Annotated in this window: 13 protein-coding genes; 6 read left to right on the top strand and 7 right to left on the bottom strand. The window is 42.0% G+C overall.

The window, feature by feature from the left end:
• The 4 genes from B3S92_RS11560 to rpsL all read right to left on the bottom strand — a co-directional run.
• On the bottom strand, positions 1-242 hold a 242-nt coding region (locus B3S92_RS11560), incomplete at its 3' end, for a GTP-binding protein (protein WP_296206284.1).
• A gap of 318 nt (positions 243-560) precedes the next feature.
• A complete protein-coding gene (fusA, locus tag B3S92_RS11565) occupies positions 561-2,690 on the bottom strand; it encodes an elongation factor G (protein WP_296206287.1) in 2,130 nt (709 codons plus the stop codon).
• A 416-nt stretch (positions 2,691-3,106) separates the two neighbouring features.
• Entirely contained in the window at positions 3,107-3,580 is a 474-nt protein-coding gene (gene rpsG / locus B3S92_RS11570; protein WP_296206289.1) for a 30S ribosomal protein S7, read from the bottom strand.
• Between the two features lie 149 nt (positions 3,581-3,729).
• Positions 3,730-4,104: a 30S ribosomal protein S12 gene (gene rpsL / locus B3S92_RS11575; protein WP_007395523.1), complete on the bottom strand. Its 375-nt coding sequence runs from the start codon at positions 4,102-4,104 to the stop codon at positions 3,730-3,732.
• 394 nt (positions 4,105-4,498) lie between these two features.
• On the opposite strand from rpsL, the gene B3S92_RS11580 reads away from it, so the two are divergent.
• Both B3S92_RS11580 and B3S92_RS11585 read left to right on the top strand, forming a co-directional pair.
• Positions 4,499-5,017 (top strand): FKBP-type peptidyl-prolyl cis-trans isomerase, encoded by a 519-nt coding sequence (locus B3S92_RS11580; protein ID WP_296206294.1) that lies wholly within the window; start codon positions 4,499-4,501, stop codon positions 5,015-5,017.
• Positions 5,018-5,090: 73 nt separating this feature from the next.
• The gene (locus tag B3S92_RS11585) at positions 5,091-6,131 is read left to right on the top strand and encodes an aldo/keto reductase (protein ID WP_296206296.1); all 1,041 of its coding nucleotides are present in this window, start codon (positions 5,091-5,093) and stop codon (positions 6,129-6,131) included.
• A gap of 182 nt (positions 6,132-6,313) precedes the next feature.
• Here the strand turns inward: B3S92_RS11585 and B3S92_RS11590 are convergent, their stop codons facing one another.
• Both B3S92_RS11590 and B3S92_RS11595 read right to left on the bottom strand, forming a co-directional pair.
• Entirely contained in the window at positions 6,314-7,276 is a 963-nt protein-coding gene (locus B3S92_RS11590) for a lysophospholipid acyltransferase family protein (RefSeq protein ID WP_414707030.1), read from the bottom strand.
• 111 nt (positions 7,277-7,387) lie between these two features.
• On the bottom strand, positions 7,388-8,209 hold the full coding sequence (locus tag B3S92_RS11595) for a lysophospholipid acyltransferase family protein (RefSeq protein WP_296206298.1): 822 nt from the start codon (positions 8,207-8,209) through the stop codon (positions 7,388-7,390).
• Positions 8,210-8,518: 309 nt separating this feature from the next.
• Here B3S92_RS11595 and hflX point away from each other — a divergent pair, with 309 nt between their 5' ends.
• The 4 genes from hflX (at position 8,519) to B3S92_RS11615 (ending at position 12,573) form a co-directional block, all read left to right on the top strand.
• Positions 8,519-9,967 carry a ribosome rescue GTPase HflX gene (gene hflX, locus B3S92_RS11600; protein WP_296206301.1) on the top strand — a complete coding sequence of 483 codons (1,449 nt, stop codon included), beginning with the start codon at positions 8,519-8,521 and terminating at the stop codon, positions 9,965-9,967.
• Between the two features lie 181 nt (positions 9,968-10,148).
• Positions 10,149-10,673 (top strand): CidA/LrgA family protein, encoded by a 525-nt coding sequence (locus tag B3S92_RS11605; protein WP_296206303.1) that lies wholly within the window; start codon positions 10,149-10,151, stop codon positions 10,671-10,673.
• Positions 10,673-11,377, top strand: coding sequence for an LrgB family protein (locus B3S92_RS11610; RefSeq protein ID WP_296206305.1), 705 nt, complete (start codon positions 10,673-10,675; stop codon positions 11,375-11,377). The genes B3S92_RS11605 and B3S92_RS11610 overlap by 1 nt, the downstream gene beginning before the upstream one ends.
• Positions 11,378-11,718: 341 nt before the next feature.
• A complete protein-coding gene (locus B3S92_RS11615) occupies positions 11,719-12,573 on the top strand; it encodes a lytic transglycosylase domain-containing protein (protein ID WP_077451510.1) in 855 nt (284 codons plus the stop codon).
• Positions 12,574-12,691: 118 nt separating this feature from the next.
• Here B3S92_RS11615 and B3S92_RS11620 read toward each other — a convergent pair whose 3' ends face one another.
• The gene (locus B3S92_RS11620) at positions 12,692-12,931 is read right to left on the bottom strand and encodes a DUF2789 domain-containing protein (RefSeq protein ID WP_296206308.1); all 240 of its coding nucleotides are present in this window, start codon (positions 12,929-12,931) and stop codon (positions 12,692-12,694) included.
• Positions 12,932-13,028: the final 97 nt, after the last annotated feature.

Below are 13,028 nucleotides of genomic sequence, written 5' to 3' on the forward strand. Positions count from 1 at the left end.
TCTACGTGTGCGTAGTGACGGTCAGCTGTGTCATATTCAATGTGTGACGTGTTAATTGTAATACCACGTGCTTTTTCTTCTGGTGCTGAGTCAATTGCAGCGTAATCTTTCGCTTCACCGCCTGAAGTTTTTGCAGCAACAGTAGCAATAGCAGCTGTTAGGGTAGTTTTACCGTGGTCAACGTGACCGATTGTACCAACGTTAACGTGTGGCTTGCTTCGTTCGAACTTGGCCTTTGCCATGAGTATGTCCTCTTATTAATACTAATTCAATTAAGACAGCGGATAAATAATTGTCATAAATAACACTATTTACTTTTGGGCTGTCAGAAAATAAGGTTCTTCAAATTATGATCTTTAAAAATGGTGATCAAGTCAGTCGCAAATGATATAAGAAAACAATAGTGGATGACAAGCCCTTGATACGTAATTGGTCATAAATTCATCAACTACTTACAATGTATTCCGCTTAGGAATATTAACAACTTGTAATCACTTTTTGTTTTCAAAGAGTAGCCAGTGTTTGGCTACTCTTCTCATTACACTTTAACTTAATCTATCTTACTCGTCGTCGTCATCTTTGCCAGAGAATTTCTTCATGATATCTTCAGCTACAGACTTAGGTGTTTCAGCATACTTTTGGAATTCCATAGAGTATGTTGCACGACCTTGCGACTGTGAACGTAGGTTAGTTGCATAACCAAACATTTCAGCTAATGGAACTTCAGCACGGATCTGCTTAGTACCACCAGGTAAGTCGTCCATACCTTGAACCATACCACGGCGACGGTTTAAGTCACCCATGATATCACCCATGTATTCTTCTGGAGTTTCAACTTCAACTTTCATTAATGGCTCAAGTAGTACTGGGTTAGCATTCATGAAGCCTTTCTTGAATGCGATAGAACCAGCCATTTTGAACGATAGCTCATCCGAGTCAACGTCATGGTAAGAACCATCGTATAGTGTCGCTTTAACACCAACGATTGGGTAACCAGCAAGGATACCGTTCTTCATGCGCTCTTGAATACCTTTATCAACCGCACTGTGGTACTCTTTTGGTACAACACCACCAACGATTTCTTCAGAGAATTCGTACTCAGGACCTTCATCTAGATCTAGAGGCTCTAGACGTAACCAAACGTGACCAAACTTACCACGACCACCAGTCTGACGAACGAATTTACCTTCTTGTTCAACTGTACCACGGATAGTTTCACGGTAAGCAACTTGTGGAGCACCGATGTTAGCTTCTACTTTAAACTCACGCTTCATACGGTCAACAAGTACTTCTAGGTGAAGCTCACCCATACCACTGATGATTGTCTGACCAGATTCTTCGTCTGTGTGAACACGGAACGATGGGTCTTCTTTAGCCAAACGACCTAGAGCTACTGACATTTTTTCTTGGTCAGCTTTGGTCTTAGGCTCAACAGCTAGACTGATTACAGGATCAGGGAATTCCATACGCTCTAGAGTAATGATTTCTTTTTCATCACATAGCGTGTCACCAGTACCTACATCTTTCATACCAACTAAGGCAGCGATGTCACCAGCGCGGATTTCTTCAAGCTCTTGTTGTGATTCAGCATGCATCTGTACGATACGACCGATACGCTCACGCTTCATCTTAACTGGGTTATAAACACTTTCACCCTGCTTGATAACACCTGAGTAAACACGTACGAAGGTTAAGTTACCAACGAACTTGTCGTTCATGATTTTGAACGCTAGTGCTGAGAATGGCGCTTCATCAGAAGCTTCACGAGTGCCTTCAGTTTCATCTTTGTCGTTCAAGATACCTCTAATAGCAGGAACATCTTGAGGCGCTGGCATATACTGAATTACCGCGTCCAACATCTTCTGTACACCTTTGTTTTTAAAGGCAGTACCACAGTACATTGGAATGATTTCGTTAGCGATAGTGCGCTGACGGATAGCGGCATGAATCTCTTCTTCAGTTAGCTCTTCGCCTTCTAAATATTTGTTCATTAGCTCTTCGTTTGCTTCAGCAGCAACTTCAACTAATTCACTACGATACTCTTCCGCTTTGTCTTGAAGCTCAGCTGGAATTTCACGCTCTTCATACTTCATACCTAGAGATTCAGTATCCCAGTAGATGGCCTTCATCGTGATTAAGTCAACAACACCTTCGAAGTCATCTTCTTTACCAATTGGGATAACCATAGCTACTGGGTTACCGCCTAGGCGTGTTTTAACTTGTTCTTTAACACGGTAGAAGTCAGCACCAACACGGTCCATTTTGTTAACGAACGCTAAGCGAGGTACATGATATTTGTTAGCTTGACGCCATACAGTCTCAGACTGAGGCTGTACACCACCAACCGCACAATAAACCATACATGCACCATCAAGTACACGCATTGAACGTTCTACTTCAATTGTGAAGTCAACGTGGCCCGGGGTGTCAATGATGTTAATACGATGCTGTGGGAATTGCTGACCCATACCTGACCAGAAACAAGTGGTTGCTGCTGAGGTAATGGTAATACCACGTTCTTGCTCTTGTTCCATCCAGTCCATAGTAGCTGCGCCATCATGGCTCTCACCTAACTTATGGTTTACACCGGTATAGAATAGAATACGTTCGGTCGTGGTTGTTTTACCAGCATCAATGTGTGCTGAAATACCAATATTACGATATCGGTTTAGGGGGGTTGCACGTGCCATAATTTTTTCCTAATGGAATGTCTTTATAATTTATTTCGTTGTAATAGTTCGAGATAGGCAGGAGGCTAGAGTAGCTTCAAAAGATGACAGTTTTATGATACTGAGGCTGATGGAGACTATACAGACTTTCAGCTTGAGCACTCATGGCTAAATCATCGATTAGCTAGAATAAAACTGACTGTATTGTAGGCAGTTTTCCCAACTCACCATTATTTCTCAAAACTTAACGCTATTACGGTTATATCGTTCACTGTAATTTACCAAATTAGGCAGTTAAGCAAACCATATATTATGTAACTTTTTATTGTTACAGGCTATTATGAATCTTGATTCCTAATAGCCTTAAATCTTAATAATCGTCTTTCTATTACTCAGTTACAGCTTAAGCGCACTCAATTATAAAGTAAGCGCTTAAATTAGAAGCGGTAATGAGAGAATGCTTTGTTCGCATCAGCCATACGGTGAACTTCGTCACGCTTTTTAACAGCGTTACCTTTACCTTCATGGGCATCTGATAACTCACCCGCTAAACGGTAAGCCATAGATTTTTCAGAGCGCTTAGAAGCAGCGTCAGCTAACCAACGCATCGCTAAAGCTGTACGACGGGAGGGGCGTACTTCCATAGGAACTTGATACGTAGCACCACCAACACGGCGAGCTTTAACTTCAACCATTGGGCGAACGTTTTCAAGTACTTCTTCGAAGAACTCAACTGGATCTTCGATGTTACGTTTTTCTGCAACTTGCTCTAATGCACCGTAAACGATACGTTCTGCAGTAGATTTTTTACCGTCAACCATTATGTGGTTGATGAATTTAGCAATTGTTTGGCTACCAAATTTTGGATCCGGTAGGATCTCACGAGTAGCGACGACACGACGTCTTGGCATAATAAATTTCCTTGTCTTCAGGGGTGTCTGGCATTCATAACCATATACGAATATAGGTTTTAAATGGTTACCAGCCAGCCTTACTGCATGGTGGTATGTTTGCTAATTGCAGAACACCGAACCCATGCATATTATTAGTTATTTGCTAATTAAGCTTTAGGCTTCTTAGCACCATATTTAGAACGACCTTGCTTACGGTCTTTAACGCCTGCACAGTCAAGTGCGCCGCGAACAGTGTGATAACGTACACCTGGTAAGTCTTTAACACGACCACCACGGATTAGTACAACACTGTGCTCTTGCAAGTTATGACCTTCACCACCGATGTAGCTAGATACTTCATAACCTGAAGTTAAACGTACACGACATACTTTACGCATGGCTGAGTTTGGTTTCTTTGGAGTAGTAGTATATACACGAGTACATACACCACGGCGTTGTGGGCATGATTGTAAAGCAGGAACGCCAGACTTTTCCTTTAATACTTTACGACCCTTACGAATCAATTGGTTAGTTGTTGCCATAAGGCATCCTTCTCCCGTTTATTAAATACAAAAAAATGGGCTACCAAGCCGTCAATTGCACTTTAAACTTGTGATGGCGGTAAGAAAAATCTCATTGCCATGTTAAGCTTATCACAAATGCTTCGACAGCTTACCCATTTTTCGGACACTATATTATATAGACTTATTGCAGAATACTCAAGTACCTGTTGTCCTTGAGATTTCGCAATAAATCGCTTTGAAGTTCTCTATTTTAGGTCATTCCTGCCAAGTTTCAAGGGGCAGTCTTTAATAATATTTTGCTGACCAGTTTTGTGGATACCAAAACCTGTAACTTCGTGCTTTATGATAAACTATCATAGCCTATATATAGTGGAATAATATTCCCTTTAAAATGACCATAAGTGACTTAACTATGAATAATTCTAATACTTCTGCAGACTCAGCTACCTTTATCAACCCCAATCAAGATACGCGTATCACCCAGGGCAGTCAGGTACAGCTTCATTTTGAAGTTTCTCTAGAAAATGGTACTGTGATTGACTCAACTTTTAACCGTCCTGAGCCGGTGCGATTAACTATTGGTGATGAAAGCTTACTGCCAGGTTTTGAAAGCGTACTAAATAACTTGCGTGCTGGTGATACCCGTACCGCTCACTTAGAGCCTGAGCAAGCCTTCGGTGAATGGAACAAAGACAATGTTCAAACTTTTAGCCGGACTCAATTTGCTTTAACTGCAGCCAATCCAGAAGTGGGGATGATGATTGAGTTTGAAGATAAGGGCAAAAACACCCTACCCGGTGTAATTAGCAAAGTTACTGAAGATGAAGTAGAAGTGGACTTTAATCACCCTCTGGCCGGCCAACCCCTATTATTTAAAGTACAAATCTTTAAGGTTACCCCTCCTGGCCAAGTAGGCGTACAGTTAATGTAGCGGTTAATGCTGCCTTTAACAGATACTCAATAAGATAGTAAATAATAAGACCATAAATAATAAGGGATCAAATATGAAATACACCACCCTGCCCCAACTTGGTGACAAGGTTTCCAAAATCTGTTTGGGTACCATGACTTGGGGGCAACAAAATAGCGAAGCTCAAGCCCACGAGCAAATGGACTTTGCTTTAGAGCAAGGCGTCAACTTCTGGGATACCGCTGAGATGTACCCCTCTCCTCCTGCTGAAGACAAGCAAGGTGATACCGAGCGCTTTATGGGTACTTGGTTTGCTAAAAACAAACGCCGTGATGAAGTAGTTCTGGCGAGTAAGATATCACCCATGGGGTTTTTGCGTGAGGGAAAAACCCGTTTTAATGCCAAACACATTTCAGAAGCTTTAGATGGCAACTTGAAACGTCTACAGACCGATTATATTGATGTGTATCAGCTACATTGGCCCGAGCGTGAAGCCAACTTTTTTAGTGTCCGCGGTTATACCGAACCGATGGCGCAGCAAGACTTGTCAGATTTAACGCCTTTTTTAGAGACCATCGAAGCTTTAAATGATGAAATCAAAAAAGGGCGTATTAGAGCGTGGGGCTTGTCTAACGAAACCACTTGGGGCGTCATGCGCTATCTGTGGGAAGCTGAGAAAAATGGCTTAAAAGGCCCTATCAGCGTACAAAACCCTTATAGCCTACTTAACCGTCTGTATGAAATTGGGTTAGCAGAAGTAGCACACCGAGAGAATGTCGGTCTACTCGCTTATTCCCCTTTGGGTTTTGGGGTTTTATCTGGCAAATACTTAGACGGAAAAGAGCCTGAAGGCGCGCGTCTGACCCTATATGATCGTTTCCAGCGCTATACCAATGAAGAGGCTAAATGGGCAACCGCTCAATACGCTCGTATTGCTAAAGATGCCGGACTGGATATGGCGCAAATGGCTTTAGCTTTTGTAAACAGCCGTCATTTTGTCACCAGCAATATTATTGGTGCCACTTCAATTGAGCAACTTAAGTCAAATATTGACAGTATCAATCTTGAGCTAAGCACCGATGTGTTAGAAGCCATTGATGCGATACATAATGAGCAGCCCAACCCCTCACCTTAGGCACATTCTGATATTCCGTTGAAATTAATATCAGAGTTGGGCGCTTTGTTTAAAGAGCTTCTGAAGTAATACGTTTAACTTTATAAATCAAAAACCACTGGCTACTTAAAGTAACCAGTGGTTTTTTACATCTGCTGTTAGCTATGCCGTTATAAAATAGTTATAGCCTCTAAATAACAGACCTAAGCAACTGACCTTGCATTATCTGCCGTACTATCAGTATCAGAGTTAGAAGCCATAGAATCAGCAGCTTTTTTAAGCACTCGGCTGTGCAGATCTTCTAGGCCTTGCTGCATACTTTGATGCAGTAGTTCGGTTAACTCATCACGGGTCTTACCGGTAATCTCAATTTTCTCAAGGGGCAAGATATAAGCGGTAACTGGGCCACTATCCATAACATTTAAGAAGCTCTTGGTAAAAGAGGTGTCGCCCACAAAGGGAACCTGATCATCCAACTCCCCTTTATCATTCACATAACAGACCACAAGAGGCTGGATGGGCTTGTCAGCATCCATCGCTGCTTGTAATAACTTCCCATATATCTTCTTGATATGAGTACCGTCTGTAGTGGTGCCCTCAGGGTAAAAAAGAACAGAGTGGCCCTTTTTTAAAAACTCAGTGATTTGACCAGCAACCTTGCCTGAATCTCCTGAACCCCGTTTGATGAACAACGACCCACAAGCACGGGCCAGTCGCCCAAACGCTGGCATTTTCTCGACCTCAGCCTTGGATAAGAAAAAAGCAGGCACCATACTGCCCATCACCGGAATATCCATCCAAGACACATGATTGCCGGCCCATAATCCATGAGTATCAGGAATAGGCTCGACCGCCACTACCTCTATATGAAAAGCGGCGGCCATATTGCGACAAAAAATTCTGTTGTAGCGTGGCAGCTCATCACGTTTCGGAACTTCTCCCCAACCGTCTACTTTGGTTATGGCACGATAACCACCGACCATGGTCTCACTCATGCCTTTTAGCACTTGAGCGCGGCGCAATTGTTTGGCCAATTGATTGCTTAGCACTTTGCTCGCTTTACTTTTCATTGTGTTGCGAGTAGAGGTCATTGTTTTGGTTGTCGTTGTAGAAGCCTCTGTTCGTTGGTTTTCAGGGGTATCTGTCGCTAGAGAACGCCTTTGCATAAAACTTCCTTTATTGCATTTTATTAAATCAGTTAGGCGCCACTATAGCGGTAAAATATGTTTAATATGTCACTGTTTTCATCTATTTTTATTACAATTATGTTGTGATTGTCACTTCAACTTGTTCTGTTGGCTCTTTACCACGCGACTGTGCAACTCCTCTAACCCTGACTGCATACGCTCCTGTAGCTCAGCGGTCAACTCATCACGAGTCTTATCTTCTGGATATAAAGGCTGTAAAGGAAGCACGTAGGCTGTGACTAAATCGCCATCAATGACACTCATCAAACTGTCCTTTAACCTAATACCGCCATAATAAGGCACGGTATCATCAAGCTCACCCTCTTTGTTAATGTAACAAATAACGATTGGCTGGATCGGCTTATTGGCATCCATAGCCGCTTGTAGCAATTTACCGTGTAGTTTCTTTATTTGTCGGCCATCTGTTGTGGTGGCTTCTGGAAAAAACATCACCGAATAACCCATCTCTAAGAAAGTGGCCATTTGCGAGGCGACTGAACCGGCGTCCCCTGACCCTCGTTTGATAAACAAAGTCCCTGCTACTTTTGCCAAAGGACCCATCACCGGCATTTTTGCCACTTCTGCTTTGGATAAGAAAAAGGCGGGGCTTACGCTTCCCACAACAGGGACATCCATCCAAGAAATATGATTTGAGGCCCATAAAGCATGGGTTTTTGGCACCGGCTCCACCTCAATTACCTCTACCCCTAAGGCTCGAGCAGACTTACGGCAGAAGGCTTGAATGTACTTGGGTAAAATGTCTCTTGGCGGCTCACGCCAAGCGTCAATCTTGGTTGCGGCTCTATAACCTCCAGCCACAGTATCTACTAAGCCCATGACCGTTTTACCTCGCTTAATGCTGCTTTTGGTAGTTGATTTAAAGGCATCTTTAATTTTAGATTTCAAACTCATAGCAAGGTCCGCACTAAACTGGTGATAAAAGAATAAAAATCAGGGCTTCGACAATATCAACTGCTTATCGCAGCCAAAAACATTTACGACAGCTAAGTATATCAAATAAATTAATTACAGTAATCAACTGTTCACTGATTTTGATATCCTCTGCCTTTATTGTCTTATATTTGTACTATTTTCACCCTTACCCCTTTTAATTTCACTCATTTAACGGCATTAATAGCACATAACAACCTAGTGATTGCTCAATAGTTTGAGACTTAGATCAGGTTGTCTCTCTTAAATTTTAATAATAGGTGGATATTTTTGGAGTATTTTGACAGACACGAAGGTGGTGAGCGCGCCATCTTAGTACATTTAGAAATTAGACAAATCTCAGACCCAGATGATCTAGAGGAGTTTAAACTTTTAGTAGACTCTGCTGGAGCTGAGCAGTTAGCTGTGATCACAGGATCCAGACAAAAACCCGATGCCAAATACTTTATCGGTAGTGGTAAAGCTCAGGAGATTGCTGAACAAGTTCAAGCTTTGGAAGCAGATATTGTTATTTTCAACCACAGCCTGACCCCATCTCAAGAACGAAACCTAGAAACGTTATTGCAATGCCGGGTATTAGACCGCACTGGGCTTATCTTAGATATCTTTGCCCAGCGTGCCCGTACCTATGAAGGTAAGCTTCAGGTTGAGTTGGCCCAATTAAATCACTTAGCTACCCGTTTGGTAAGAGGTTGGACTCACTTAGAACGCCAAAAAGGGGGGATTGGTCTACGTGGTCCAGGTGAGACTCAGTTAGAAACAGACAGACGCTTACTACAAATTCGAGTGACCCAGTTAAAAGCCAGATTAGACAAGGTGAAGCAGACTCGCGCTCAAGGTCGAGCCAAGCGTCAAAAATCTGATGTGTTGACCGTCTCTTTAGTGGGCTATACCAACGCTGGTAAATCCTCTTTGTTTAACCGCTTGGCCGATGAAAATATCTATGCCGCGAACCAGCTATTCGCAACGCTAGACCCCACGCTTAGACGCTTAGACTGGCAAGGTGTTGGCCGCGTTGTATTGGTAGATACCGTAGGTTTTGTGCGTCATTTGCCCCACGAATTAGTTGAGTCTTTCCATGCCACCTTAGAAGAGACATTGGAGGCTGACTTATTGCTGCATGTTATTGACTCATCGAGTCCAGACATGCATGAGCAAATTGAAGCCGTTAAATCAGTACTGGCTGAAATTAATAGCGATGTCCCCGTGCTCAACGTTTACAATAAAATTGACTTAACTGGGGAACCTGCCCACATTAATTATAGTGAGCCTGGGGTGCCAAGCCGAGTCTACGTCTCTGCCAAGGCGGATTTAGGGATGAGTATGCTTACCACGGCCGTGCAACAGCTGCTAACGGGTAAGTTAAGTACTTTTGAGTTAACCCTACCTTATGATGCTGGCAACCTGAAAAATGAGTTATACCGCTTAGATGTGGTAGAGCAAGAAAGCTATGATGAGTCCGGTCATGAGATTTTAACGTTACGTCTCCCCGCTGATAAATTACAGCAACTGTTAGGTCAGTCAAACATTGATCCCTTTGCAGTACTGCCAAAAGAGCAAGCTGAACTGTTAATCCCTAAGCTTGAGCCTTTTGAACAAGAGCTAAAGCAAGAAGCCGAACAAGCGTTATTATCTGACTCGAATCTAGAAGAAGATCTCGCTGATTATGAGTTGGAAGCAGAGCCTACCTCACTGACCGAACAAGAGTCTAATGATTAATGTAGTTATTTTTTACAATAGCTTGTTATGACCCTAGTCTTATTTTTGATTAAAAAGAGCCTTAAGGCTCTTTTTTTTCCTTAAAATTTGATTAACTTATCCTTTAACTGTATTGATTTGGTAGAATCTAACATTCATAACTTATTATTATTGCTTTAGCCTCGATTATTAAGGATGACTCATGGCCATTGCTTCAAACTCTTCTAATAATCAATCACCGACTTCAAAATCAAAGATTTCCTTGCCAGTAGCCATTATTTTTACGCTGGCTATAGTTATTATTATTCGTGAAAGTGCGGTACTGATTTGTCAGGCACTGGGTTTTGCCAGTGCGGGTAACATCGTGGGCTTGATTGCCTTATTTTTATTACTGATGGGACTGCGGTTTACAGTGGGACTTCCTGAATGGCTTACCAGTGCCAGTAATACCTTATTGGTAGACAGTGGCTTTGCGTTTTTGCCAGTATCTGCGGGAGCGGGTTTGCTAATTTTCGGATTGGGTGACGAGTTTTGGGGAATTATGCTGACCTTAATTATCAGTACCTTAATTCCTTTATGGGGATTGGGAAAACTCTCGAACATCTGGCTTAATGATGGGCAGACGGTGGCCCCCTCTCAAGGTACAGAGCAAACTCAAGCGGAGTCCTCTTCTTTAAAGCACGACTCAGATTCTTTTAACCTTACTGATAACAAGGGCGATAAGTGATGAATTTATTACAACTTATGCCTGAAGGCACCACATTATTTACGATATTTGCCGCTTTTATGCTGACTTTGGTTGCCCACGTGTTGGCCCGTATTTTATCAAAACGAATCTCAGGCCTACCCATGGTAATTACTGCCCTGGTATTGGTATTGGTATTCTTATTTATCTTCAGCTGGGACTACGAACATTATTATGCCGTTGCTAAGCCCGTATTTGACCATCTCCTGGGCTATGTGACTGTATTGCTAGCCATTCCTTTGGCCACTATGAACTTCAAAGGTTTACCTATTAAAAAGCTGTCTATTATTGTATTAATAGCCAGCTTAGTGGGCGCTTTATTGCCTATGGGAATGGCTTACGGCTTCTCCTTAAGTCATGAAACGATTTTGGCGTTTTCTACCCGTTCGGTGACAACCCCAATTGGGTTAAGTGTGGCAGAAATCATCAAATCGCCTCTAGCCTTAGCCAATCTAATTATTATTGTGTCAGGGCTGCTCGGGGGCGCGGTAGCAAGACCTCTATTTCGTAACATACAAGATGACCGGGCTAAAGGGCTCGCTTTGGGCTTAGCAGCTCACGCTTTTGGTACTGTTGAAGCGTGGCAAATTAGTCATACTGCAGGCAGGTATGCCGCCTTTGGTTTGGCGGTCAATGGCTTAATCACCGCAGTTTGGGTACCGATCTTTGTGGCGGCTTTGCTATAGAACTATAGACGCTGAGTTCAAATATTTACTCCAATGCTAAAGGAGCTTTGGGATAAAATAACAATGATTCACTTAACAATAGACAGCTAACAGGGGCTTAAAACTTACTTTCAGTAACAATATTTCTTATTCTTTCTGAACTGCTGTCTATCGGATACAGAAGGCATTATCTGTTAGATATAAATGTTTAATAGTGCTATATTACGTTGTCTTATCGTATTTTATAGTTTAAACAAGCTTATCAGTTACCCTTTATTAAGCGGTAAACTTTTAAGACAAAATACTATATCCCCTTCTAATGTATAAATTGTATGACCTCAAAAAATAAGTGAAAAATGAATATGACTGAATTGTTGAATAAAGTTCTAGCTCGTTCAGCCAGTTTGGTTGCCGGTTCAATAATAATTTCTTCAAGCATAGTGGCAGCAAATGCTGGGAATATGTACATTTACAAAGATGATTCAGGTCAGGTACTGCTTACCAATGTGAATCCTTCTGATAACTTTAATAAGTACTCAAAAAAAGTCAAAGTTAACTACTACCCAAACTCAGGGGCAGATTTAACCGCGACCAATACCTTAACCATCAAAGAACCCAGCTACTACAGCACTCTAAATTCTAGAAGTTATAGTGACATGCCTAATGGTTCTAGCTCAAGCAGTAGCATTGGATCAGGTAATAATTTATACGATCATTACATCCTTGAGTCTGCCAGACGTCATGGTATTGACCCTGGCCTGCTAAAAGCAATGATGCATACTGAGTCCTCGTTTAACCCTAATGCCCGCTCTCCTGTGGGTGCTCAGGGCTTGATGCAGCTTATGCCTGCTACAGCCCGCCGCTTCTCTGTGGTTAACGCTTGGAACCCTGCAGAGAACATTGAAGGCGCCGCCAAATATGTGGCTTGGCTCAGCAGACGCTTTAACGGAAAAGTTGAACATATCTTGGCAGGCTATAACGCAGGCGAAGGTAACGTAGATAAGTATGGCGGTATCCCTCCTTTTAGAGAAACCCGAAACTACGTTCAAAGAGTACTAAATCGTTATAATAGCTTATATAAGACCAGTGGCTCCTCATTTAATACAGTGGCGGCCACTACTTCTGAACCAAGCTATCCGGCAGCCAATTATGCAGCCAGCTCGACTTCTTTTGGTACTACCAGTAACAGCTATATTCAAAATAGCTATACTCAATAATAAGCCAAATAACTTGTACTAAAAAAGGCCTTCTAAATATTAGAAGGCCTTTTATATTTTATTACAGGTTACTAACTCTAGAACTCTTTGTGTTAACAGAACTTAGCCTTAAAAATACTTAGGCAGTAGGATGTAAGCGAACATTTAGTTCGTCAATAATTTCTACCCAAGCCGCATCACGCTTCCATTCTTCTTTTAAGAAAGCCCGTTGTGAGTCGGTCCAAAAATCCGCATCTGTTAAAGACTGTTCTTTAGCTAACTTATGCTCACTGATAAATTTATCAATGGCTTCATCAGAGCTCTCAAGACCTAACTGCGCAAATAATTCATTCAAAGTATATTCTGGTTCACCTAACATAATGCTTCCTCTTTTAATTTAACTGCTTTTTAATTTGACCGTTTTTAGTTTAAATATTATTAGTTTAACTGGCTGTTTATTTATAACTCTAAAACTA

It is taken from the genome of Psychrobacter sp. UBA3962 (assembly GCF_002385225.1).
Lineage (GTDB): Bacteria > Pseudomonadota > Gammaproteobacteria > Pseudomonadales > Moraxellaceae > Psychrobacter.